Raw genomic sequence first — 22501 nt, forward strand, 5'->3', positions numbered from 1 at the left:
ATGACGAGTCGCTGGCCTGGTGGAAGCGGCCCCCCGGGGCGCAACAGTCCCTGGCGCGCGGAGCCCAACCCGCGCAAGGCGGCCGCGCCGCGCGCGGAGCGTGCGCCCGCAGCTCCGGCGCCGGGTGGAGAGGATGCGCCGCCGCCGGAGGCCTCCGGCGAGCTGCGCCTGTACGGCTTCAACGCCGTGCAGGCCGCGTTCGCGCGCCGCCCAGACGCGATCCGCAAGGTCTACCTGGCCGAAGCGATGATCCCGCGCCTGCAGCCGCTGCTGAAATGGTGCGCAGCGCAGCGCATCGGCTATCGCATCGTCGCCGAGGATGACCTGCGCCGGCTCGCCGCGAGTGCCCACCACGAGGGCGTGGTGGCCGACGTGCTGCGCGAGCCGCCGGCGACGCTGGCTGCGTGGATCGACGCGCTGCCCGCGGGCCCGCAGTGCGCGCTGTGGCTGGACGGCGTGGGCAACCCGCACAACCTCGGCGCGATCCTGCGTTCGGCCGCGCACTTCGGCGTGGCCGGCGTGCTGCTGCCGAAAACCTCGCCGCTGGCGCTGTCCGGCGCTGCGGCGCGCGTCGCCGAGGGTGGCGCCGAGGCGGTGCCGTTCGTGCGCCTGGGGCGTGACGAGAATTCCATCGCGCAACTGCGCGGCGCCGGTTTCGCGCTGGCGGCGACCGTCGTGCGCGGCGGCGACGATGTCTTCAAGGCGACGCTGCCGCAGCGGCTGGTGTTCGTCATCGGCGCGGAAGGCGAGGGCATGTCGCCGGCCCTGGCCGCGGCCTGCGACCAGCGCCTGTCGATCGCCGGCACCGCCGCGGTGGAAAGCCTCAACGTGTCCGCGGCGACCGCGGTGCTGCTGGCGCGCTGGTGGCAGTCACGCTGAGCCCGCCGCAGCGGCGACCGCAGGCGGTCGCCGGCGGTCGCCGGCGCAGGGGCAGGTCAGGGCGCCTTGGGCGCGCTGCCGAAACCGCCCTCGGCCTCGGCCGCGAGGTAGGCCATGACCGCCCAGGCCGCGGTGTTCTGCGCCAGCGCCGCGGGGTCGATCTTGTCGAGCGTGTCGTCGGGCGTGTGGTGGTAGTCGAAGTAGTCGCTGCCGTCCTGCCCGAGCCAGGCCCACGCCGCGCCCTGCGCCGCGATCGGGCCGACGTCGGGGCCGGGGCCGCCCTTGTCGGAGCGTTCGATGCCCAGCGGCGCCAGCAGCTCGGCGATTTGCGCCTCGGCGGCGTCGGCGTGCGCGGGCGCTCCGGTGTTGAAGGCGTAGATGCGGCCGGCGCCGAAGTCGCTCTCGGCCACCAGCTGGTGGCGCACGACGTCCGCGGCATGCGCCGCGGCATAGGCCTTGCCGCCGTGCAGGCCCTGTTCCTCGTTGGCGAACGCGACCACGCGGATGCTGCGCGCGGGGCGCCGCTCGAGGCCCGCGATCAGCTTGCCCGCGGCCATCGTGATGCCGATGCCCGCGGCGTCGTCGACGGCGCCGGTGCCCAGGTCCCAGGAATCCAGGTGTGCGCCGAGCAGCACCACCTCATCGGGCAGGCTGCGCCCGGTGATTTCGCCGATCACGTTCTGCGAGGTGTATTCGCCGTCCCAGCCGCAGTCCAGCGCCAGGCGCAGGCGTACCGGGCCGCGCGCCAGCAGGCGGGCGAGCTGGTCGGCGTCGGGCACGGAGAGCGCGGCGGCGGGCACGGGGGCCAGGCCGTCGTCGAAGCGGGTGATGCCGGTGTGCGGGTTGCGGTGCGAGTCGGTGCCCGCCGAGCGCATCAGGAAGCCGACCGCTCCGGCGCGGATCGCGGCCGACGGCCCGCGGCTGCGCACGCGTCCGCCCGGACCATAGCCACTGCCGTCGCGTGCGCGTTCCATGCGGTAGTCGACGAAGGCCAGCTTGCCGGCGAGCGAGCCCGCCGGCGCGGCTTCCAGCGCGGCCAGGTCGGCGAAGCGCACAACCTCGGCCTCCACGGTGCCCGCCGGGCTGCCGCCGAGCGCGGTGATCGTGAGCGGCTGCGCGCTGGCGCCCAGGACTTCGGCACGCTCGCTGCGGCGCTCCCACTTCGGGAAGGTCACCGGCTCGGTCCACACGCGGTCGTAGCCGAGCTCGGCGAATTTCGCCTTCGCCCACTCCACAGCGCGCGCGTCGGCCTCGCTGCCGGCCAGGCGCGGACCGATCTCGGTGGTCAACGATTCGGTGATGTCCCACGACAGGGTGCTCTGCAGCGCCTGCGCGCGCAGCTGTGCGGCGACGGCCATCGCGGCGTCGTCGATACGCGTCGTGGCGGGTGTCGGCACGGGCCCGGCGGCGGCGGCGCCGGCGGGCAGGGCGGTGACCGCGGTGATGGCCGCGGCGAGCAACAACGGAACCAGGCGCATGGCGCTCCACATCGTGAAAACAACAGGGCCACGAGCTTAGCAACCCGTGGCCCCGTGCCGATGTGCCGCAGGTACCGGCCTGCGTCGCGCTGGCTACCTCTGCAGTGCGTTGCGGATCTCGCGCAGCAGCAGGATCTCCTCGCTCGGCTCCGCCGGCGCGGCGTCCGGCTTGCGGCTCATGCGGTTGATCGCCTTGACCACCATGAAAATCGCAAACGCGATGATCACGAAGGTGATCAGCGCATTGATGAAATTGCCGATGCCGATCTGCACCGCTGGCACCACCACGCCGGCCGCGTCGACCGTGGCGGCCTTGAGCGTGATCGCGATCCTGGAGAAGTCGACACCACCGATGAGCATGCCGATGGGCGGCATGATCACGTCCTCGACCAGCACGGTCACGATCTTGCCGAACGCCGCGCCGATCACCACGCCGACGGCGAGGTCGATCACGTTGCCGCGCATCGCGAATTCCTTGAACTCGGACATCATCCCCATTGCGCTCTCCTGATGGTTACGGCGGGTGCCGCGATCAGGGTACACGCGCCGCCGCGATGCGGCAGCGCAGCACGATGGCGTCGTCCAGGCGCGCTTCGCAGGTGTCGCCGGGGTGCAGCGCGGCCACGCCCGCGGGCGTGCCCATGAACACCAGGTCGCCGGCGCGCAGCGTGTTGAGGCGCGAGAGTTCGTGGAGGATGTCCGGCACGTCCCAGACCAGGTCGGACAGAAGCCCTGCCTGGCGTTCTTCGCCGTTGACGGTGAGCGACAGCCGGCGCGGCGCGAGCTCGCCGATGGCGGCGGCGGGCACGAGCTCGCTCACCGGCGCTGATTCATCGAAGGCCTTGCCGGTATCCCACGGAAGGCCGGCCTGCTTGGCCGCGGACTGCAGGTCGCGGCGCGTCAGGTCCAGGCCCACGCCGTAGCCGAACACCAGCCGTGCGGCGTGTTCGCGGTCGAGGATGCCGGGCGGGGCGTCGCGGCCCAGGGCGACCACCAGTTCCACCTCGTGGTGCAGGTCGACGGTGGCGGGCGGGTAGTGCACCACGCCCCCGGTCACCAGTGCATCGGCGGGCTTCATGAAGAACACCGGCTGGCCTCGGGTGGCTTTGGACGCCGCCACCGCGGCACCCATCTCGCGGGCGTGGTCGGCGAAATTGCGGCCGACGCAGTACACGCGCCGCACCGGGAATGTGCCGCCGCCGCGCACGGCCAGGCGCGCCTGGGCGGGCGCGGGAATCACGTCGGTCATGGGAGTTCCGTCAACGGGTGGCGGGCGAGCGGCCGGTGGCCGGGCTCAGGCGGGCTTGTCGATCACGCGGTATTCGGCATCCACCACGCGGCCGCCACGGGCCTGCGGCTTGCCGCGCTGCAGCCACACGCGGCGCACCAGGCCGAGCGCGAGCATGGTGCCGCCGACCACCACGCCGACGACCAGCAGCACCAGCAGCAAGGCAACGCCCAGCAGCCCGAGCGCCACGCGCAGCAGGGGATGCCTGGGCTTGCGCGGTGCGAACAGGTCGCGGAACTGGCTGGCGTCGAAACGGGCGTGGGCGGTGCGGAAGCTGCTGTTGATCATGCGGTGATGCCAGAATGCCGAGCAATGATGATGCGACGAGTATCGGCGGCACGATGTCGAAAGATGTAAGCGAAGCGTTAATCGGATCGGGTGCGGCGGAGTCCACGCCGCTGCGCACGCTGGCCTCCATCGCGCCCGGCGGCTTCGCCGAGTGCGAGGGCCTGGTCGACGGCGACATGGACTCGATCATCCTCCACCGCGACGCCGCCGACGGCGTCCGCGCCTGGCTCAACATCTGCCCGCATGCCGGGCGTCGGCTCGACTGGGCGCCCGGGCAGTTCCTGAAGGCCAGGGACGGGCAACTGGTCTGCGCGGTGCACGGCGCCACGTTCGAGACCGTCGGTGGCCTGTGCACCGCCGGGCCCTGCCGCGGCGAGGCGCTGCGCGCGGTCGCCGTCGTGGTGCGCGACGGCCTGGTCTATCTGGCGGGTTGAGCCGGCAGCCGCGCCACGCGGTCAGAAGATCAGGTTCACCATCACCACCACCACTGCGATGTACGCCAGCGACAGTGGTGCGCCCACGCGCCACAGGTCGCGCGCGGAATAGTTGGCGGGGCCGGCGATCATCGACATCACCGGGTTGGACTGGGTGACCAGGTTGTTGGACGCCGACAGCGCCACGATCAGCGCGAACGCGGTCGGGTCGCCGCCCGCGGCCAGCGCCAGGTTGATCGCCAGCGGCACCATCACGATGGTCGCGCCGACGTGGCTGATGACCAGCGAGAACGCCGCCGTCAGCAGCGCGACGGTGAGCTGGATGGTCCACACCGGAAGTCCTTCCGGCAGCTGTTCGATGGTGTGGCCGGCAATCCACGCCGCGGTGCCGCTGGAGTCCATCGCCCAGCCCAGCGGGATCAGGCAGGCCATCAGGAACACCGTCTTCCAGTTGATGGCGCTGTAGGCCTCGTCCATCTTCAGCACGCCGCAGACCAGCATGCCGGCCACGCCGGTCATCAGCGCGATCGAGGTGGGCAGCTCCGAGCCGAGCGCGATCAGCATGGTCACCGCGAAGATCGCCATCGCGATCTTGAACTTGTGCGGGCGCTGCTCGCCCTTGGGGTAGTCGGTGACCACCACGAAGTCGCGGTTGGCGGCGGTCTGCGCCAGGTCCTGCCAGATGCTGTGCAGCACCAGCATGTCGCCGGCGCGCAGCGGCAGGTTGCGGATGTTGTCGCGCAGCACGTCCTTGTCTCGGTTCACCGCCAGCAGGCTGATGCCGTAGTTCTTGCGCAGCGCCAGCTCCGCCTGGGTCTTGCCGATGAACTTCGACGTCGGCGGCACCACGGCCTCGGAAATGCCGGCGCGGCTGGGGTTGAACAGGTCACCGAACTCGCGCAGGCGGGTGGACATGCGCAGCATGTTGTTCTGCGCGAAGTCCGCGACCTGCTGGCGCGCGCCCATCGCTCCGATCACGCTCCCCACCCAGATGCGGGCGTCGGCCGGCGGTGCCAGCCGTGAATCGTTGCCGGTCTTCAGGGCGAGCAGCAGCGGCGCGCCGTGCACGGTCTCGGCCTCGCCCAGCGCCATGCCGACCAGCGGGCTGTCGGCGCTGACGGTCAGTTCGAACACGTCGCCTTCGATGCCGTAGGCGCGGGCGAAATAGCTCTCGGTGCGGGCCGGCGTGACGCTGCCGTCGCCGGCGATGTTGTCACCGAGCAGGCGGTCGCCGAAGAAATGGAAGTAGGCCAGCGCGATCAGCAGCAGCGCCAGGCCGATCGGCAGCGGCGCGAACATCGGCAGCGGCTCCAGCGTGGCCACGCCGGAGGGCAGGTTGGCGTTGGCCGCCACCAGCAGGTCGTTCAGCAGGATCAGCGGCGAGTTGCCGACCATGGTCAGCGCGCCGCCCATCACGATGGCGGCGGCGATCGGCAGCAGGAAGCGCGACAGGCCAAGCCCGGTGCGCGACGCCAGCCGCGACGCCACCGGCAGGTACAGCGCCATCACCGCCGGGTTCTGCATGAAGGACGAGTTCAGGCCGGCGACCGCCGAGGTGTACAGCAGCAGCTTCTTCTCGACGCCCTTCGAGCGCCGCAGCAGCCAGGCCGCCAGTCGGTTGAGCGCGCCGGTGCGGTCCAGGCCGGTGCCGAGGATCATCGTGGCGATGATGCTGATCACCGCGTTGGACGAGAAGCCGTTGAAGATGTCCTCGGGCGCCACCAGCCCGGTCAGGCCGAGCACCACCAGCGCCACCAGCGCCACCAGGTCGACGCGCACGCGCTCGAACAGGAACAGCACCATCACCATCGCGACCAGCCCGAGGACGAGCTTCATGTCCGTGGTGAGGGCGAGGGTCTCCATGTCCTGGCGTCAGCTCCCGTCCCTGTCGTACAGCAGGTCCCAGACGCCGTGTCCCAGGCGCTGGCCGCGACTTTCGAAGTGGGTCTGCGGCCGCCACTCCGGGCGCGGCACGTGGCCACGCGCGCCGGCGCGGTTGCGCAGTCCCCGGGTCGCGTCGAGCACGTCCCACATCTGCTCCGCATAGTCCTGCCAATCGGTCGCGAGGTGCAAGCGGCCATTCGTCGCAAGCTTGCGCACGAGCAGATCGGCAAACGCGGGATTCACCAGCCGGCGCTTGTTGTGGCGCTTCTTGTGCCAGGGATCGGGGAAGTAGATGCGCACTTCGTCGAGGCTGGCGTCGGTGATCTCGTGCTCCAGCACCTCGACCGCGTCGTGGTGGTAGAGGCGTACATTGCCGACGTCGTCATCGGCGAGCGCGTTGAGCAGGCGGCCCACGCCGGGGGCGTGCACCTCGATGCCGATATGGTCCCGCGCCGGGTCGTGGCCGGTGGAGAAGCGAAGGGCTTCACCGTTGCCGAAGCCGATTTCCAGGATGCGCGGTGCCTGGCGCCCGAACACGGCATCGAAGTCGCGCGGCGCGGCCGTGTAGTCAAGCCCGAAGCGTGGCCACAGTGCGTCGAACGCGCGCTGCTGCGCGGGCGTGAACCGTCCCTGGCGCAGCACGAAGCTGCGCACGCGCCGGTTGCCGTCCTCCACGGTGAACGGCTTGGGCGGCGCCTTGGCGCCCGGGCTTTTGAACGGATCCACGCGCGGCGGTCAGCCGACCAGGCCGTCGACCGGCGACGAGGCGCTGGCATAGCGCTTGCGCGGAATGCGCCCGGCGAGGAAGGCATGGCGCCCGGCCTCGACGGCCAGGCGCATGGCCGTGGCCATGCGCACCGGCTCGCGCGCGCCGGCGATGGCGGTGTTCATAAGCACGCCGTGGCAGCCGAGCTCCATGGCGATCGCGGCATCGGACGCGGTGCCCACGCCGGCGTCGACGATGATCGGCACCCTGGCGTTCTCGACGATCTCCAGCAGGTTCCAGCGGTTCTGGATGCCAAGACCCGAGCCGATCGGCGCCGCCAGCGGCATCACCGCCACGCAGCCGATCTCTTCCAGGCGCTTGGCCAGGATCGGGTCGTCGCTGGTGTAGACCATCACGTCGAAACCGTCGGCGACCAGCTGTTCGGCGGCCTTGAGCGTCTGCACCACGTCGGGGAACAGCGTGCGCTGGTCGCCCAGCACCTCGAGCTTGGTGAGGTTGTGGCCGTCGAGCAGCTCGCGCGCCAGGCGGCAGGTGCGCACCGCCTCTTCGGCGGTGTAGCAGCCGGCGGTGTTGGGCAGGATGGTGTAGCGGTCGGGCGGCAGCACGTCGAGCAGGTTCGGCTCGCCGGGCGACTGCCCGATGTTGGTGCGGCGGATGGCCACGGTGACGATTTCAGCGCCCGCGGCCTCGGTGGCGCGGCGGGTTTCGTCGAGGTCGACGAACTTGCCGGTGCCGGTCAGCAGGCGGGAACGGTAGCGCTTGCCGGCGATGACGAGGGCGTCGTCGCCAAAGGTGTCTAGGCTGGTCATCGCCGCATTATCGCGCAACTCCGGCGGCTTAGCCCCCGCCGAGCGCGTGCACGATCTCGACGCGGTCGCCGGCCTCCAGCAGGTGCGTGGGGTGCAGGCTGCGCGGCACGATCTCGCCGTTCACTTCCACCGCCACCTTGCGGCCGGCAAGCGCCTCGCGCTCGAGGAGTTCCAGCACCGTGGCCGGGCCGGGCAGTGCGCAGTGGGCGCCATTCAACAGGATGTCCATGGCGCCATTGTCGCCAAGAGCCGCGCCGAATGCATGCCTGGCGCGCATCGTGCCGCGTTGCAGCTTGAGCAGGCGCGCCCGTTCATGGAACGATGCGCGCCCTTTGCCGATTCCCACGGGCGCCGGCATGCCACCTCCTCCGGAGCACTCCATGTCGCTGTCCCGTCCCGCCCGCACCGTCCTCGCCGCTGCGCTCGCCATGGCCGCCCTGCCCGCCGCGGCCCAAGACCAGCCGTTCTCGCAGACGGTGTTCTTCGGCGACAGCTTGACCGACGCCGGCTACTTCCGGCCGCTGCTGCCGGCCAACGTGCAGGCCGTGACCGGCCAGTTCACCACCAACCCGGGCCTGGTCTGGTCGCAGTGGCTGGCCGATTTCTACGGCACCACCGCAGGTGCCAACGGCAACGGGCAGGGCGGCAGCAACTACGCGGCCGGTGGTGCCCGCAATGGCGTCAACGTGACCGGCGCGCTCGGTTTCATCCCCTCGCTCGCCACGCAGACCGGCAACTACCTGGCCGCCAATGGCGGACGCGCGGATCCGGATGCGCTGTACACGGTGTGGGGCGGTGCCAACGACCTGTTCGCCGTGGCCGCCAACCCGGGCAATGCCCAGGCGATCATCGGCGGCGCGGTCGCCGCGCAGGCCGGCATCGTCGGCACGCTGCAGGCGGCGGGTGCGCGCTACATCCTGGTGCCCACCATCCCCGACCTCGGCCTGACCCCCGCGCAGCGGGCGCAGGGCCCGGCCGCGCAGGCGCAGGGCACCGCGCTGGCGACCATGTACAACGACGCGCTGTTCGCCACGCTGGCGGCCAACAACCTGAGCGTGATCCCGGTCGACAGCTTCAATTTCCTGCGCGAAGTGGTCGCCAACCCGGCCATGTTCGGCATCAGCAACGTCACCGGCACCGCCTGCATGCCGCAGATCACCGCGCAGTCGCTGACCTGCAACCCGACCAGCTTGGTCAGCCCGGATGCGCCCAACAGCTACCTGTTCGCGGACGGCGTGCACCCGGCCAGCGGCGCGCACCGCGCGATCGCCGACCTCGCCGTTGCCGCCATCGAAGGCCCGCGCCAGATGGCCGTGCTGCCGCACTCCGCGGCCGGCACCGGCCGCAACCGCGCCGAGCGCGTGGCCGCCCGCATCGGCGTCAAGCCCGAGGCGGACGGCAGCCGCTGGTGGACCGACCTGCGTGGCGACTTCCAGCGCTACGGCCACGGTGACCATTACGACGGCACCGGCCCGGCGCTGACCGTGGGCCTGGACTGGACGCGCGGCAACCTGGTGTATGGCGCATTCGCGGGCTACGGCGCGCAGGGCAACGACTGGGGTGGCCGTCGCGGCGAGTGGGACCAGTCCGAGGCCAGCCTGGGCGGCTTTGCCGGCTGGTTCGGCGCTTCGGGCGCCTGGGTCAATGGCCAGGCCAGCTACACGCGCATCGATTTCGACATCGAGCGCCAGGTGCCGCTGGGCCCGGCGCTGCGCACGCACGACGCGTCGACCGACGGCAGCAACCTCACCCTCGCCGTGCACGCCGGTTGGGACTTCGGCGACGGCGCGCTGCGCCACGGCCCGGTGCTGGGCGTGACCGCGCAGCGCATCGACGTCGACGGCTTCGCCGAGAGCGATCCGGGCCTGTCGACCTCGCTGGCGTACCCCGACCAGTCGTTCGATTCGCTGGTCGGCAGCGCCGGCTGGCAGGTGTCGTACGCGATCACCGGCCACCTGCAGCCGTATGCGCGCCTGACCGTGGACCGCGAGTTCGAGGACGCCGCCACCCAGGCCTTTGCCCGCTCGCAGTCGATCGCCGGTTCGCTGGCCTACGCCGTGCCCGGCGTGGACTACGACCAGCGCTACAGCACGCTGACCCTGGGCGCGCGCACGCAGCTGTTCGGCCTGGATGCCAACGTCGGCAGCAGCCTGAACATCGGCCAGAAGGGCGGCAAGCACGCGATGGTGTTCGCAACCGTCGGCGCCGGCTTCTGAACCAGCGCCGGGGCGCCGCGCGGCCGGTCCGCGCGGCGTTGCCAACGACGCGATCCACGCCCTAGACTGGGCGTCCTGTGCGGGTGTAGTTCAATGGTAGAACTGCAGCTTCCCAAGCTGCTAGCGTGGGTTCGATTCCCATCACCCGCTCCAATCCCGCGCTCCAATCCCGCGCTCCAGCCCCGCGCTCCAGTCCCGGGCCGTTCCGGCCACCCCCCATGAAATTCGCCATCCTTTCGCGCAACGGCAAGCTGTACTCCACGCGCAGGCTGGTCGAGGCCGCGCGCCTGCGCGGCCACAGCGTGCGCGTGCTCGATCCGCTGCGCTGTTACATGCGCATCGGCGTGGACGGCTTCACCATGCATTACAAGGGCCGGCCGCTGGCCGGCTATGGCGCGGTGATCCCGCGCATCGGCACCTCGATCAACCGCTACGGCAACGCCGTGCTGCACCAGTTCGAACTGATGGGCTGCCACACGCCCAATCCTTCGGCCGCAAACATGGCCGCGCGCGACAAGCTGCGCTGCCACCAGCTGCTGGCGGCCAAGGGCATCGACATGCCGGTCACGGTGTTCGGCGACAACCCGGACGACACCGTAGACCTGCTGGCCATGCTCGGCCCGCCGCCGCACGTCATCAAGCTCAACGAGGGCACCCAGGGCGCTGGCGTGATGCTCACCGAGAAGCCGTCGGCGTCGCGCAGCGTGGTCGAGGCATTGCGGGGCTTGTATGCCAACTTCCTGGTGCAGGAGTTCATCGCCGAGGCCGAGGGCGCCGACCTGCGCTGCTTCGTGGTGGGCAACGAGGTGGTGGCGGCCATGCGCCGACAGGCACCCGCCGGCGACTTCCGCGCCAACCTGCACCGCGGCGGCGAAGCCGAGGCGGTCGAGGTCACCGACGGGCAGGCCGACGTGGCGGTGCGTGCCGCGCAGGGGCTGGGGCTGGGCGTGGCCGGGGTGGACCTGGTGCTGTCGGCGCGCGGCCCGCTGGTCCTCGAGGTCAACGCCTCGCCGGGCCTGGAAGGCATCGAGCGTTCCAGCGGCGTGGATGTGGCCGGCCGGATCATCGAGTTCGTTGCAACAGCGGCGGCCGCCAAGCCTGCTTCTCCGCCACACCGCCGACCCAAACGGCGTTTAACGGAAGTTTAGCGGGTGGTTTAACGCCTCTTTAATCGCGCCGCGGGTAGCGTGGGCTGGTCGGAATCCTTGTGCGTGCGGTCGCATCTCTCCAGTCGTCAGTCGTGGATTGCGGTCATTGGGGCAACAACGTTCGGCCCGGGCAATCTCCTTGCCCGGGCCTTTTTTGTTCCCGCCGGCCGTGAATGGCCGGTGCGCGTATCCGTGGCAGAATGCGGCTGTCGGCGAAGCTTCCAGGCGCCGCGTGCCTTCCATCTGTACCTTTCATATTTGGGGCTCCACGATGCGCGCACTGATTTTCAGCTTCCTCGTCTTCGCCGCCACCAGTACCGCCTTCGCGAAAGAAACCGTGCTCGACCTCAAGGCGAAGCCTTTCGCCGAGCAAGCCGAGGCGATCAAGGTCGATCTGGCCACTGGCGTGAAGTATCGCGAGATCTCCAACGATGACCGCAACCGCGTGTCCTACCTGCTGAACCGCATGGGTTCCAGAATCGAAGAGGCCGGCGGCGTCGACAGGTTGCCGCCGCTCATCCAGGTCGACGTCTTCAACGACCAGGAATCGGTCAACACCATCCTGACCAGGGCCTCCGAGGACAGCCGCATGGTCTGCAGGCGCGAGAAGACGACCGGCACCAACGCGACCACGAACCGCTGCATGACCGTTGCCGACCGCCGGCGCCACTCCGAGGCTTCGCGGGAGTGGCTGCGCAAGGGTGTCAGGCAGATGGCTCCCGGGAACTGATGCCTTGCGCATCCTAGTCATCGAGGACAACCAGGACATCGCCGCCAACCTGGGCGACTACCTGGAAGACCGCGGGCATACGGTCGATTTCGCCGCCGACGGCGTGACCGGGCTCCACCTGGCGGTGGTGCACGACTTCGATGCCGTGGTGCTCGACCTCAACCTGCCGGGCATGGACGGGCTCGAGGTCTGCCGCAAGCTGCGCAACGAAGCACGCAAGCAGACCCCGGTGCTGATGCTCACTGCCCGCGACACCCTGGACAACAAGCTGGCCGGCTTCGATTCCGGCGCCGACGACTATCTGGTCAAGCCGTTCGCCCTGCAGGAGGTCGAGGTGCGGCTGAACGCGCTGGCGCGCCGCGGCAAGGGTGTGCAGACCCGCGTGCTCGAAGTCGCCGACCTCGAGTACAACCTCGACACGCTCGAAGTCCGTCGCGGTGGCAAGCTGGTGCAGCTCAACCCCACCGCGTTGAAGATCCTGCAGTCGCTGATGGAGGCGTCGCCGGCTGTGGTCACGCGCCAGGAGCTGGAGACCCGTGTCTGGGGCGAGGAACTCCCCGATTCCGACAGCCTGCGCGTGCACATCCACGGCCTGCGCGCGGTGATCGACAAACCGTTCCCCACCCAGCTGGTGCAGACGCGCCACGGCATCGGCTACCGGATCGCCGCGCCAGATGTCTCCACCTGAGGGAGCCGTACAGGCGCCGGCCGCGGGCGGTCCGCGGCGCTATCGCCGCCGCCTGCGCAGCCGAATCATCCTGTCGTTCGCGCTGCTCGGGCTGGCCCTGACGGCGATGTTCGCGATCGCCGCGGCCTATGTGGGCGCGGTGGTCGAGGACCAGGCGGTCGGCAGCGTGCTGAAGAGCAACGTCGACGAGTACGCCGAACGCTTCTACGTCGACCGGTCCGCGGAATGGGCGCCGCTCAGCAACGTGCGCGCGATCGTGTACGGCCCGGGCAAGCTGCAGAACGTGCCGCCGGACTGGGCCGAACTCGAGACCGGCGTGTACAACATCACCGGCGAGGAGGAAGGCGAATCCTTCGTCTATCGCCTGGTGGTGAAGAAGGATGCCGACTACTGGTTCTTCCTCGCCCAGGACATGACCAACACCGCCGAGGTGCGTGCGCGGATCAAGCTGATCCTGATCGCCGCGGTGATCGCGTTCACCATTCTCGCCGGGCTGATCGGCTGGTGGTCGGCGTCGCGGGTGATGCGGCCGGTGTCGGAGCTCGCGAACCGGCTCAACGTGTCCAGCGACAGCGCGCGGCCGGGCCCGCTGGCGCCGCACTTCCCGGATGACGAGGTCGGCGAGCTCGCCACCGCGCTCGACGACTATGCGGCGCGGCTGACCGAAGTCGTGCAGCGCGACCGCGAGTTCAACGCCGACGTCAGCCACGAGCTGCGCACGCCGCTGGCGGTGATCCGCGGCGCGATCGAGCTGCTGCTGTCGCGTCCCGACCTCGATGAGAAGACGCAGGCACGCCTGCAGCGCATCCAGCGCGCCGAACAGCAGTGCACCGACCTGATCAGCGCCCTGCTGCTGCTGTCGCGCGCCGAGCGCGGCCACGGCACCACCGACGTCGGCCGCGTCGCCGAGCAGCTGCTCGATGCGCACAGGGCACAGCTTGGCGGCAAGGACCTGGTGCTGCGCCTGGAAGGCGGGCCGGGGCGCCTGGTGGTCGACGCGCCCGAGTCCGCCGTGTCCGTCGCGCTGGGCAACCTGATCGGCAACGCCATCAAGTACACCAACTCCGGCGAAGTGGTCGCGCGGCTGCACGACGACGCGATCGACGTCATCGATTCCGGCCCCGGGCTCAGCGCCGAGGACGCGGCGCGGCTGTTCGAGCGCGGCTACCGCGGCAGCCACGCCGAACATACCCAGGGCGGCGGCATCGGCCTGTCCATCGTGCGCCGCCTGTGCCGGCTCTACGGCTGGCAGGTGCGGGTGGTGCCCGGCGCCGAACGCGGCGTGGTGGCCACGCTGCGCTTCAGCGACGACAGCGGCGGGCACGCCCAGGCGTGAGCCCGCGCACGTCGGCGGCTCAGGACTGCAGCGGCTGCAGCCAGCCGTGGCGGTCCGGTGTGCGGCCGTCGAACAGGCCGAAGAACAGCTCCTGCATGCGCAGCGTCACCGGCCCGGCGCGGCCGGCCCCGATCTGGCGGCCGTCAACCGAGCGGATCGGCGTGATCTCGGCCGCGGTGCCGCACATGAACAACTCGTCGCACAGGTACAGGTACTCGCGCGGCAGGTCGCGTTCGACAACTTCGATGCCGACATCGCGCGCGAGGCGGATGATCGAATCGCGGGTGATGCCGTTGAGCAGCGCGGCGCTGACCGGCGTGGTGTGCAACGCGCCGTCGAACACCAGGAACAGGTTCTCGCCGGCGCCTTCCGAAAGCAGCCCGGTGGAGGCCAGCGCGATGCCCTCGCCGAAGCCCAGGCGCCGCGCCTCGCGCGCCACCAGCTGGCCGGACAGGTAGTTGCCGCCGGCCTTGGCCCCGGCCGGAATGGTGTTGGGCGCGAAGCGCTGCCAGCTGGACACGCAGGCGTCGATGCCCTCGGTCAGCGCACCCTCGCCCAGATAGGGACCCATGTGCCATGCGGCGACCGCGACATCGATCGGCGTCTCGGCCGACAGGCCGAATCCGCCGAGTCCGCGCCAGGCGACCGGGCGAAGGTAGGCGCGCTCGAGACCGTTGCGGTTGATCACCTCGTGGCAGGCTGCGTTGATCTCGTCGGCGCTGTACGGGATGGCCATCTCGTAGATGCGCGCCGACGCATGCAGGCGCCGGGTGTGGTCGTCGAGGCGGAAGATCGCCGTGCCGGACGTGGTCTTGTATGCGCGGATGCCTTCGAACACCGACGAGCCGTAATGCAGGGCGTGCGACATGACGTGCGTGGTGGCATCGGCCCAGCGCTTGATGATGCCGTTCTGCCAGATCCATTCGGGGTACTGCTGCATGCCGCTGCTCCGCTGCGCGTGGGCCGTCATTTTGCAGCAAAGCGGAAGCGTGGCGCGCTCAAAGCGTTACCCACCAGCAGTCCATGTGCCGGCGCAGGCCGAACGTGGTGCGTGATGGCGTGATGCCGTCCGACAGCACCTGGTCGATGCGCAGCGCCACCGGGCGTTGCGGGGCGCGCAAGGTGGCGTGCTCGGCGGCGATGCGGGCCGCGTCGGCGGCCGCGGCCGCCGACGCGTCGGCGGATGTGCCGGACAGCGACCACCCGCTCGCGGCCGGGCCGGTGCCGGCGTGGGCCATGGTGGCCGGGTCGGCCACGACCACGGTGTCCGCCGGGCGCAGCGCGGTGATGTTGAGCAGCGGCCTGCGGGTGATGGCATCCAACCGGTCGATCGTGGCGTTGCCGCCGCGCGTCGAATGCCCCGGCCAGTGGTAGCTCGCCGCGAGGCGATTGACGTCGCCGGATTCGATCGCCGTGGTCACTTCGAACACCAGGTCCTGCAGTCGGCGCGAGCAGCCACCGCGGTAGCGCGTGCCGGTGGCCCCGCCGCCGGGTGGCGTGGCGGTGTTCTCGCTCGCGCCGAACACCGCGCAGGGACGGTCGCTGTACAGCGTGCCGCCGTCGGCGGTGGTGCAGCGGTGCACCTGCGCCGCGGCGGGGCGCATGGGCCCAAGCGCCAAGGCGAAGGCGATGGACAGCGCGCCGGCGGCGACGCGTTGGATCGGATGCGACATGCCCGAAGGCTACCGCCGCCGCGCCCCGCGCCGATAGCGCTGGAGGTCACGGAGCGGCGCGCGAAGCGCCGCGCGTGGCCCGCCGTTCAGGCCATGGCGTCGAGCACGGCCAGCGTGGGCCGCGCCAGGTTGAGCGTGTAGAAGTGCAGCGACGGCGCGCCGCCGTCCACCAGCCGTCGGCAGAGGTCGGCGACGAAGTCCGCGCCCAGCGCGCGCACGCTTTCGGCGTCGTCACCGTAGGCCGCCATGCGCTTGGCCAGCCAGCGCGGGATTTCCGCGCCGCAGGATTCCGAGAAGCGCCGCAGCTGGCTGAAGTTCGAGATCGGCATGATGCCGGCCGCCACCGGCACCTCCACGCCAAGCCGGCGCACCGCGTCGACGAAGCGGAAGTAGGCATCGGCGTTGTAGAAGTACTGGCTGATCGCGCCGTCGGCGCCGGCATCGACCTTGGCCTTGAAGTGGCGCAGGTCGGCCAGCGCATCCTCGGCCTGCGGGTGGGTTTCGGGGTAGCAGGCGACGTCGACGCGGAAATGGTCGCCGTGTTCGGCGCGGATGAATTCCACCAGGTCGGACGCATAGCGAAGGTCGCCGGGATGGCCCATGCCCGAAGGCAGGTCACCGCGCAGCGCCACGATGCGCCGGCAGCCCGCATCCCGGTACTCGACCAGCAATGCGGCGATTTCCTCGCGGGTGCCGCCGACGCAGGACAGGTGCGGCGCTGCGTCGAAGCCCTGGGCGAGCAGCCCGCGGATCGTGTCGCCGGTGTAGCTCAGGGTGGAGCCGCCGGCACCGAACGTGCAGGACACGTATTCCGGCGCATGCGGCGCGAGCCTGGCGGCGGTGCGTTCGAGCTGCGCGCGCTGCTCGTCGTTTTTCGGCGGGTAGAACTCGAAGCTGATCGGGGTCATCAGGCAGCATTCCGGCGGGGACGGCGAAGTGTATCGCTATATCGCGATGGATGGTAAGAGCGCGCGGCGTTCAGCGGCGTCCGTCGGCGCACGCACAAACAGAACGGGCGCCTTTCGGCGCCCGTTGCTGCTGCATCGATCGGTGCGGCCGCTCAGTAGCGGTAGTGCTCGGCCTTGTACGGGCCGTCCGGCGACACGCCGAGGTAGTCGGCCTGTTCCGTGGTGAGCCTGGTCAGCTTCACGCCGATCTTTTCCAGGTGCAGGCGCGCGACTTCCTCGTCGAGCTTCTTCGGCAGGATGTACACCTTGTTCTCGTAGCTGTCCTTGTTCGCCCACAGGTCGATCTGCGCGAGCGTCTGGTTGGCGAACGAGTTGGACATCACGAAGCTCGGGTGGCCGGTGGCGCAGCCCAGGTTGACCAGGCGGCCCTCGGCGAGCAGGAAGATGCTGTTGCCGTTGCCGAACGTGAACTTGTCGACCTGCGGCTTGATGTTGATCTTCTCGACGCCGGCGAGCGAGTACAGCGCGTCGACCTGGATCTCGTTGTCGAAGTGGCCGATGTTGCAGACGATCGCCTGGTCCTTCATCGCCTGCATGTGCGCGACGGTGATGATGTCCTTGTTGCCGGTGGTGGTGACGTAGATGTCGCCGCGGCCGAGGGTGTCCTCGATCGTGGTCACTTCGTAGCCTTCCATCGCCGCCTGCAGCGCGCAGATCGGGTCGATCTCGGTGACGATCACGCGCGCGCCGTAGGCGCGCAGCGAAGCCGCCGAGCCCTTGCCGACGTCGCCGTAGCCGCAGACCACGGCCACCTTGCCGGCCAGCATCACGTCCAGCGCACGCTTCAGGCCGTCGGCCAGCGACTCGCGGCAGCCGTACAGGTTGTCGAACTTCGACTTGGTGACCGAGTCGTTGACGTTGATCGCGGGCACCAGCAGCTGGCCGGCCTCAGCGAGCTGGTACAGGCGGTGCACGCCGGTGGTGGTCTCCTCGGAGACGCCCTTCCAGTCGCGGACCACGGTGGCCCAGAAGCCGGGACGCTCCTTGGCGACGCGCTTGAGCAGGTTCTTGATCACCTGCTCCTCATGGCTCGACGCCGGGCCGTTGACGAAGCTCTCGTCGCCCTGTTCCAGCTCGTAGCCCTTGTGGATCAGCAGCGTCACGTCGCCGCCGTCGTCGACCACCATCTGCGGGCCGAGGAAGCCGCCCTTGCCGTCCGGGAAGGAAAGCGCCTCGAGCGTGCAGTCCCAGTACTCCTCCAGCGTCTCGCCCTTCCAGGCGAACACGGGGGTGCCGCTGGCGGCGATCGCGGCCGCGGCGTGGTCCTGGGTGCTGAAGATGTTGCACGACGCCCAGCGCACGTCGGCGCCGATGTCCTTCAGCGTCTCGATCAGCACCGCGGTCTGGATGGTCATGTGCAGCGAGCCGGTCACGCGCACGCCCTTGAGTGGGGCGTCGGCGGCGTGCTTGCGGCGGATGGACATCAGGCCGGGCATCTCGTGCTCGGCGATGTCGAGCTCCTTGCGGCCCCAGTCGGCCAGGGAGATGTCGGCGACCTTGTAGTCGCCTTCGGTAGAGAAGGTCTTGACCTGTGCGTTCATGCGGAAGCTCCGGTTTCTGCTCCCTGTCCCGCTCGGGGAGAGGGTGGGGTGGGGAACCGGGCGCCGTTGGGGTGTATTCCGCCGAGCCTGGCCGTGCTGGTTCCACGGTCGCAGCGCCCCTCGGCGGAGCCGCCGATTATATCCCCATGACCCCCGCCACGGTACGGGCGCCACGGCGGCGGGCTAGGCTGGCGGATCGCATCTGTACAGGATCCCCGCATTGGCCACGCTCGCCCTCAGGCATCTCGCCGCCCCGTTCCTGGTCGCCACGCTGCTGTGGTCGTCCGCTCCCGCGCAGGCGCGCGACGCCCAGGCCGCCACGGCCGCCGCCGCCGACGACTCCGGCTACCGCCTGCCGCCACCGGCGCTGCGCGCGCTGGTTGACGCACCGCAGCCGCCGCGCCTGTCGCTGTCGCCGCGGCGCGACGTGATCGCTTACCTGCAGGTGCCTTCACTGCCGGGCATCGACGTGGTCGCCCAGCCGGAACTCAGGCTGGGCGGGCTGCGCATCCACCCGCGCACCCATTCCGCCAGCGCCTTCACCTTCGTCGACGACCTCTGGCTGCAGGCAGTGGACGGCGGCGCGGAACGGCGCATTGCCGGCCTGCCGCAGCCGCTGGCGCTGGCCGCGATGCAGTGGTCGCCCGACCAGCGCCATATCGCCTTCAGCCACGTCGACACGCGCGCCGGGCGCGTCGAGCTGTGGCTGGTCGACGTGGCCGCGGGGCGTGCGCGGCGGCTGACGGACCAGCCGCTTGGCAGCGTCGTCGGCGAGGGCTTCGACTGGCTGCCGGATGGTTCCGGCCTGCTCGCCATGCTGCGACCGCAGGGGCAGGGCGCAGCGCCCGCCAGCGACGGCGTGCCGCGCGGCCCGAGCATCCAGGAGACTGACGGCGACGGACGCGTGCAGAGCCTGCGCACCTACCAGGACCTGTTGCGCAATCCCCAGGACGCGGAGGTGCTGGCGTACTACATGACCACGCAGCTGGCGCGCGTCGGGCTCGACGGCCGCGTGACGCCGATCGCCGCGCCCGGCATGCACGTCGGCGCCGCGGTCTCGCCCGATGGCCGCCACTTGCTGCGCCAGCGCATCGAGCGCCCGTTCTCGTACCTGGTGCCGTATTCGCGCTTCCCGCGCCGGATCGACGTGATCGATCTCGACGGTCGCCTGCTGCACACCGTGGCCACGCTGCCGCTGGTCGAAGGCCTGCCGACCGGCAACGACGCGGTGGCGCCGGGCGTGCGCCGCGTCGCGTGGCGCGCCGATGCGCCCGCGACCCTGGTCTGGGCCGAGGCGCAGGACGGCGGCGATCCCGCACGCGAGGCCGAGGTGCGCGACCGCGTATTCGCCCACGCCGCGCCGTTCAAGGGCAAGCCGCAGGTGCTCGCCGACCTGTCGATGCGCTACGCCGGCGTGCGCTGGGGCCACGGCAGCCTGGCGTTGCTCACCGAGTCCTGGTGGAAGACCCGCAGGCTGCGCGAATGGCGGCTGGCGCCCGATGCCGGTATCGCACCGGTGCTGCTGCGCGAGGGTTCGCGCGAGGACCGCTACGCCGACCCGGGCGAGCCGGTGACGCACGCCGACGCGCGCGGATTCCAGCGACTGCTGACCACCGCGGACGGCGAGGGCATCTATCGCATCGGCGAGGGCGCCTCGGCCGAAGGCGACCGCCCGTTCCTGGATCGCCAGCAGTTCCGCGCGGGTGCCGGCACCAAGCGCCTGTTCCAGTCCGAAGCGCCGGTCTACGAAGCGGTGATCGCGGTGCTCGACGCCGCCGGCGCGCGCATCCTCACCACCCGCGAGTCGCCCACGTCGCCGCCGAACGTGTACCTGCGCGTACTCGGCAATGGCGCGGCACCGGTCGCGCTGACCGACGTCCCGCACCCCACGCCGGAACTGCGCGACGTCAGCAAGGAGCAGATCCGCTACACCCGCGCCGACGGCGTGGAGATGACCGCCAACCTGTACCTGCCGCCGGGCTACCAGGCGCAACGCGACGGTCCGTTGCCGATGCTGGCCTGGGCCTACCCGCGCGAGTTCAAGTCGGCGGATGCCGCGGGCCAGGTCACCGGTTCGCCGCACCGCTTCAACCGCATCAGCTACTGGGGACCGCTGGCCTACCTGGCGCAGGGCTATGCCGTGCTCGACGGTCCGACCATGCCGATCGTCGGCGAGGGCGATGCCGAGCCCAACGACACCTACATCGCGCAGCTGGTGGCGAGCGCGCAGGCCGCGGTGGACGAAGTGGTCAAGCGGGGCGTCGCCGATCCGGACCGCATCGCCATCGGCGGGCATTCGTACGGTGCGTTCATGACCGCCAACCTGCTTGCGCATTCCGACCTGTTCCGCGCCGGCATCGCGCGCAGCGGCGCCTACAACCGCTCGCTCACGCCGTTCGGCTTCCAGGCCGAGGAGCGCAGCTACTGGCAGGCCACCGACACCTACCAGGCGATGTCGCCGTTCGACCACGCCGATCGCATCGACGAGCCGGTGCTGATCATCCACGGCGAGCAGGACAACAACTCCGGCACCTTCCCGATGCAGAGCGAACGGCTGTTCTCGGCGATCAAGGGACTGGGTGGCCAGGCGCGGCTGGTGATGCTGCCCAACGAGTCGCACGGCTACCGCGCGCGCGAGTCGATCCTGCACATGCTGGCGGAGACCAACGACTGGCTGGAGAAGTACGTGCGCAACGCGCCGCCGCGGGCGGCGGGTGTCGAGGTGCGGGCTGCGGCCACTCCGTAACGGGACGCGGCGGGCCCCTGTGGTGGCCGTGAGGCCTTCGCGGCTCATGTCCCCCGGCATCCGCCTTGCAGCGGATGCCTCCTCCTTTACTTCCCCGCGAAGGCCTCACGGCCACTTCGGGGCTTTGCGCTCGCCGCGAGTACTGCAAGCATGCGACTCCGTACTTCGGGCTGTGCTCCCGGGCCAACGCGTAAGCCGGCACACCGGGTGCCAAGGCCCTTGAGGGCGAAGTCAAGGAGGAGGCGATGGCCGCAGGCCATCGCCGGGGGACATGAGTCCTCAAGGGCCTTGGTGCCCGGCGCCGGCGTTGCACCAGTACCGCGTGCTCGCATGGACCAAAAAAAACGGGCCGCGATGGCGGCCCGTTTCCTGTTGCACGCGTTGCCAGGGATTACTTCAGCTTCGCGGCCTTGCGCAGCTCGTCGGCCTTGTCGGTCTTCTCCCAGGAGAACGCCGTGGCGGTCTGGGTCTTGCCATCGGCGCCGACGTAGGTGACTTCCTGCGGCTTGCGGCCGAAGTGGCCGTAGCTGGCGGTGCGCTGGTAGATCGGGTGGATCAGGTCGAGCATCTTGATGATGCCGTACGGGCGCAGGTCGAAGTGCTTGCGGATCAGCTTCTCGATCACGTCGTCGCCGACCTTGCCGGTGCCGAAGGTGGTGACCGAGATCGAAGTCGGCTCGGCCACGCCGATCGCGTAGCTCAGCTGCACTTCGCAGCGGTCGGACAGGCCCGCGGCCACGACGTTCTTGGCGACGTAGCGCGCGGCGTACGCCGCCGAGCGGTCGACCTTGGACGGATCCTTGCCCGAGAACGCGCCGCCGCCATGGCGCGCCCAGCCGCCGTAGGTGTCGACGATGATCTTGCGGCCGGTCAGGCCGCAGTCGCCCACGGGGCCGCCGATCTCGAACTTGCCGGTCGGATTGATGTGGTACTTGGTGCCCTTGTGCAGCCACTTGGCCGGCAGCACCGGCTTGAGGATCTCCTCGCGGACGGCCTCGATGAGGTCCTTCTGGCGGATGCCCGGGGCGTGCTGGGTGGACAGCACCACCGCGTCGATCGCGGTCGCCTTGCCGTTGTCGTAGCGCAGGGTGACCTGGCTCTTGGCGTCGGGACGCAGCCACGGCAGCGGCGAGTTCTTCTTCTTGCGGATTTTCGCCTGCTGCTCGACCAGGCGGTGCGACAGGTGGATCGCCGCCGGCATGTAGCTGTCGGTCTCGTTGGTGGCGTAGCCGAACATCAGGCCCTGGTCGCCGGCGCCCATTTCCTCGGGCTTCTTGCGGTCCACGCCCTGCGCGATGTGTGGGCTCTGCTTGCCGATCAGGTTGAGCACGCCGCAGGTGGCGCCGTCGAAGCCGACGTCGCTGGAGTCGTAGCCGATGTCCAGGATCACCTTGCGCGTCAGGGCCTCGAGGTCGATCCACGCGGTGGTGGTGATCTCGCCGGCGACGATCGCCACGCCGGTCTTGACCATGGTCTCGCAGGCGACGCGGGCGCCCTTGTCCTGGCCGATGATGGCGTCGAGGACCGCGTCGGAAATCTGGTCGGCGATCTTGTCGGGATGGCCTTCAGAGACCGATTCGGAGGTGAACAGGGTGCTCGACATCGCTTATATCCCTTGATTCGGATGAAAAGATGGTCGGCATGATACACCGGCGCGCCGCTCTGAGC

At 70.2% G+C, this 22501-nt stretch carries 21 protein-coding genes, 1 tRNA gene and 1 riboswitch; of the genes, 9 read left to right on the top strand and 13 right to left on the bottom strand.

Annotated features, from left to right (window positions below):
* The gene (locus tag IDM46_RS02600) at positions 1 to 879 is read left to right on the top strand and encodes a TrmH family RNA methyltransferase (RefSeq protein WP_185114734.1); all 879 of its coding nucleotides are present in this window, start codon (positions 1 to 3) and stop codon (positions 877 to 879) included.
* Between the two features lie 56 nt (positions 880 to 935).
* Here IDM46_RS02600 and IDM46_RS02605 read toward each other — a convergent pair whose 3' ends face one another.
* From IDM46_RS02605 to IDM46_RS02620, 4 genes are all read right to left on the bottom strand, one after another.
* Positions 936 to 2237 (bottom strand): M28 family peptidase, encoded by a 1302-nt coding sequence (locus IDM46_RS02605; protein WP_223878049.1) that lies wholly within the window; start codon positions 2235 to 2237, stop codon positions 936 to 938.
* 213 nt (positions 2238 to 2450) lie between these two features.
* Positions 2451 to 2855 (bottom strand): large-conductance mechanosensitive channel protein MscL, encoded by a 405-nt coding sequence (gene mscL / locus IDM46_RS02610; RefSeq protein ID WP_182822803.1) that lies wholly within the window; start codon positions 2853 to 2855, stop codon positions 2451 to 2453.
* A 34-nt stretch (positions 2856 to 2889) separates the two neighbouring features.
* The gene (locus IDM46_RS02615) at positions 2890 to 3606 is read right to left on the bottom strand and encodes a fumarylacetoacetate hydrolase family protein (RefSeq protein WP_182822801.1); all 717 of its coding nucleotides are present in this window, start codon (positions 3604 to 3606) and stop codon (positions 2890 to 2892) included.
* A gap of 45 nt (positions 3607 to 3651) precedes the next feature.
* Positions 3652 to 3933 (bottom strand): hypothetical protein, encoded by a 282-nt coding sequence (locus tag IDM46_RS02620; RefSeq protein ID WP_182822799.1) that lies wholly within the window; start codon positions 3931 to 3933, stop codon positions 3652 to 3654.
* 53 nt (positions 3934 to 3986) lie between these two features.
* Between IDM46_RS02620 and IDM46_RS02625 the strand changes: the two genes are divergently transcribed.
* Positions 3987 to 4367 (top strand): Rieske (2Fe-2S) protein, encoded by a 381-nt coding sequence (locus tag IDM46_RS02625; RefSeq protein ID WP_182822797.1) that lies wholly within the window; start codon positions 3987 to 3989, stop codon positions 4365 to 4367.
* 21 nt (positions 4368 to 4388) lie between these two features.
* Here IDM46_RS02625 and IDM46_RS02630 read toward each other — a convergent pair whose 3' ends face one another.
* From IDM46_RS02630 to thiS, 4 genes are read right to left on the bottom strand one after another with little or no spacing between them, the layout of a single operon-like run.
* Positions 4389 to 6230 (bottom strand): SLC13 family permease, encoded by a 1842-nt coding sequence (locus tag IDM46_RS02630; protein ID WP_185114735.1) that lies wholly within the window; start codon positions 6228 to 6230, stop codon positions 4389 to 4391.
* Between the two features lie 9 nt (positions 6231 to 6239).
* Positions 6240 to 6977, bottom strand: a complete 738-nt coding sequence (trmB, locus tag IDM46_RS02635) for a tRNA (guanosine(46)-N7)-methyltransferase TrmB (protein ID WP_182822793.1) — start codon at positions 6975 to 6977, stop codon at positions 6240 to 6242.
* A gap of 9 nt (positions 6978 to 6986) precedes the next feature.
* Positions 6987 to 7787 (bottom strand): thiazole synthase, encoded by an 801-nt coding sequence (locus tag IDM46_RS02640; protein WP_182822791.1) that lies wholly within the window; start codon positions 7785 to 7787, stop codon positions 6987 to 6989.
* Between the two features lie 28 nt (positions 7788 to 7815).
* Positions 7816 to 8016, bottom strand: coding sequence for a sulfur carrier protein ThiS (gene thiS / locus IDM46_RS02645; protein ID WP_182823865.1), 201 nt, complete (start codon positions 8014 to 8016; stop codon positions 7816 to 7818).
* 151 nt (positions 8017 to 8167) lie between these two features.
* Here thiS and IDM46_RS02650 point away from each other — a divergent pair, with 151 nt between their 5' ends.
* The 6 genes from IDM46_RS02650 to IDM46_RS02675 all read left to right on the top strand — a co-directional run bounded on the left by IDM46_RS02650 (position 8168) and on the right by IDM46_RS02675 (position 13905).
* Entirely contained in the window at positions 8168 to 10003 is a 1836-nt protein-coding gene (locus IDM46_RS02650) for an autotransporter domain-containing protein (protein ID WP_185114736.1), read from the top strand.
* 79 nt (positions 10004 to 10082) lie between these two features.
* Positions 10083 to 10156: transfer RNA gene (locus tag IDM46_RS02655), tRNA-Gly, on the top strand.
* Between the two features lie 65 nt (positions 10157 to 10221).
* Positions 10222 to 11151 carry a 30S ribosomal protein S6--L-glutamate ligase gene (gene rimK, locus IDM46_RS02660; RefSeq protein ID WP_182822786.1) on the top strand — a complete coding sequence of 310 codons (930 nt, stop codon included), beginning with the start codon at positions 10222 to 10224 and terminating at the stop codon, positions 11149 to 11151.
* Positions 11152 to 11422: 271 nt separating this feature from the next.
* On the top strand, positions 11423 to 11881 hold the full coding sequence (locus IDM46_RS02665) for a hypothetical protein (RefSeq protein ID WP_182822784.1): 459 nt from the start codon (positions 11423 to 11425) through the stop codon (positions 11879 to 11881).
* A gap of 4 nt (positions 11882 to 11885) precedes the next feature.
* Positions 11886 to 12569 carry a response regulator transcription factor gene (locus tag IDM46_RS02670; RefSeq protein WP_182822781.1) on the top strand — a complete coding sequence of 228 codons (684 nt, stop codon included), beginning with the start codon at positions 11886 to 11888 and terminating at the stop codon, positions 12567 to 12569.
* Positions 12556 to 13905 (top strand): HAMP domain-containing sensor histidine kinase, encoded by a 1350-nt coding sequence (locus IDM46_RS02675; RefSeq protein ID WP_182822779.1) that lies wholly within the window; start codon positions 12556 to 12558, stop codon positions 13903 to 13905. The genes IDM46_RS02670 and IDM46_RS02675 overlap by 14 nt, the downstream gene beginning before the upstream one ends.
* A 19-nt stretch (positions 13906 to 13924) precedes the next feature.
* Here the strand turns inward: IDM46_RS02675 and IDM46_RS02680 are convergent, their stop codons facing one another.
* The 4 genes from IDM46_RS02680 to ahcY all read right to left on the bottom strand — a co-directional run bounded on the left by IDM46_RS02680 (position 13925) and on the right by ahcY (position 18087).
* Positions 13925 to 14845 (bottom strand): branched-chain amino acid transaminase, encoded by a 921-nt coding sequence (locus IDM46_RS02680; RefSeq protein ID WP_182822777.1) that lies wholly within the window; start codon positions 14843 to 14845, stop codon positions 13925 to 13927.
* Positions 14846 to 14903: 58 nt separating this feature from the next.
* Positions 14904 to 15578, bottom strand: coding sequence for a DUF4124 domain-containing protein (locus tag IDM46_RS02685; RefSeq protein ID WP_185114737.1), 675 nt, complete (start codon positions 15576 to 15578; stop codon positions 14904 to 14906).
* An 86-nt stretch (positions 15579 to 15664) separates the two neighbouring features.
* Positions 15665 to 16486 (bottom strand): methylenetetrahydrofolate reductase [NAD(P)H], encoded by an 822-nt coding sequence (gene metF / locus IDM46_RS02690; protein ID WP_182822773.1) that lies wholly within the window; start codon positions 16484 to 16486, stop codon positions 15665 to 15667.
* Between the two features lie 152 nt (positions 16487 to 16638).
* The gene (gene ahcY / locus IDM46_RS02695) at positions 16639 to 18087 is read right to left on the bottom strand and encodes an adenosylhomocysteinase (RefSeq protein WP_185114738.1); all 1449 of its coding nucleotides are present in this window, start codon (positions 18085 to 18087) and stop codon (positions 16639 to 16641) included.
* 51 nt (positions 18088 to 18138) lie between these two features.
* Positions 18139 to 18215, bottom strand: a riboswitch (S-adenosyl-L-homocysteine riboswitch).
* Between the two features lie 92 nt (positions 18216 to 18307).
* On the opposite strand from ahcY, the gene IDM46_RS02700 reads away from it, so the two are divergent.
* Positions 18308 to 20833 (top strand): prolyl oligopeptidase family serine peptidase, encoded by a 2526-nt coding sequence (locus IDM46_RS02700; protein WP_223878008.1) that lies wholly within the window; start codon positions 18308 to 18310, stop codon positions 20831 to 20833.
* 391 nt (positions 20834 to 21224) lie between these two features.
* On the opposite strand, the gene metK is transcribed toward IDM46_RS02700, so the two are convergent.
* Entirely contained in the window at positions 21225 to 22436 is a 1212-nt protein-coding gene (gene metK / locus IDM46_RS02705) for a methionine adenosyltransferase (protein ID WP_185114739.1), read from the bottom strand.
* Positions 22437 to 22501 lie beyond the last annotated feature (65 nt).

Source organism: Luteimonas sp. MC1825 (assembly GCF_014764385.1).
Lineage (GTDB): Bacteria > Pseudomonadota > Gammaproteobacteria > Xanthomonadales > Xanthomonadaceae > Luteimonas.

Bases quoted from the DNA above. Each gene is read 5' to 3' on its own strand.
- IDM46_RS02600 (WP_185114734.1), top strand. From the start codon at position 1: ATGACGAGTCGCTGGCCTGGTGGAAGCGGCCCCCCGGGGCGCAACAGT.
- IDM46_RS02605 (WP_223878049.1), bottom strand. From the start codon at position 2,237: ATGGCCGTCGCCGCACAGCTGCGCGCGCAGGCGCTGCAGAGCACCCTG.
- mscL (WP_182822803.1), bottom strand. From the start codon at position 2,855: ATGGGGATGATGTCCGAGTTCAAGGAATTCGCGATGCGCGGCAACGTG.
- IDM46_RS02615 (WP_182822801.1), bottom strand. From the start codon at position 3,606: ATGACCGACGTGATTCCCGCGCCCGCCCAGGCGCGCCTGGCCGTGCGC.
- IDM46_RS02620 (WP_182822799.1), bottom strand. From the start codon at position 3,933: ATGATCAACAGCAGCTTCCGCACCGCCCACGCCCGTTTCGACGCCAGC.
- IDM46_RS02625 (WP_182822797.1), top strand. From the start codon at position 3,987: ATGTCGAAAGATGTAAGCGAAGCGTTAATCGGATCGGGTGCGGCGGAG.
- IDM46_RS02630 (WP_185114735.1), bottom strand. From the start codon at position 6,230: ATGGAGACCCTCGCCCTCACCACGGACATGAAGCTCGTCCTCGGGCTG.
- IDM46_RS02640 (WP_182822791.1), bottom strand. From the start codon at position 7,787: ATGACCAGCCTAGACACCTTTGGCGACGACGCCCTCGTCATCGCCGGC.
- thiS (WP_182823865.1), bottom strand. From the start codon at position 8,016: ATGGACATCCTGTTGAATGGCGCCCACTGCGCACTGCCCGGCCCGGCC.
- IDM46_RS02650 (WP_185114736.1), top strand. From the start codon at position 8,168: ATGTCGCTGTCCCGTCCCGCCCGCACCGTCCTCGCCGCTGCGCTCGCC.
- rimK (WP_182822786.1), top strand. From the start codon at position 10,222: ATGAAATTCGCCATCCTTTCGCGCAACGGCAAGCTGTACTCCACGCGC.
- IDM46_RS02665 (WP_182822784.1), top strand. From the start codon at position 11,423: ATGCGCGCACTGATTTTCAGCTTCCTCGTCTTCGCCGCCACCAGTACC.
- IDM46_RS02675 (WP_182822779.1), top strand. From the start codon at position 12,556: ATGTCTCCACCTGAGGGAGCCGTACAGGCGCCGGCCGCGGGCGGTCCG.
- IDM46_RS02680 (WP_182822777.1), bottom strand. From the start codon at position 14,845: ATGCAGCAGTACCCCGAATGGATCTGGCAGAACGGCATCATCAAGCGC.
- IDM46_RS02685 (WP_185114737.1), bottom strand. From the start codon at position 15,578: ATGTCGCATCCGATCCAACGCGTCGCCGCCGGCGCGCTGTCCATCGCC.
- metF (WP_182822773.1), bottom strand. From the start codon at position 16,486: ATGACCCCGATCAGCTTCGAGTTCTACCCGCCGAAAAACGACGAGCAG.
- ahcY (WP_185114738.1), bottom strand. From the start codon at position 18,087: ATGAACGCACAGGTCAAGACCTTCTCTACCGAAGGCGACTACAAGGTC.
- metK (WP_185114739.1), bottom strand. From the start codon at position 22,436: ATGTCGAGCACCCTGTTCACCTCCGAATCGGTCTCTGAAGGCCATCCC.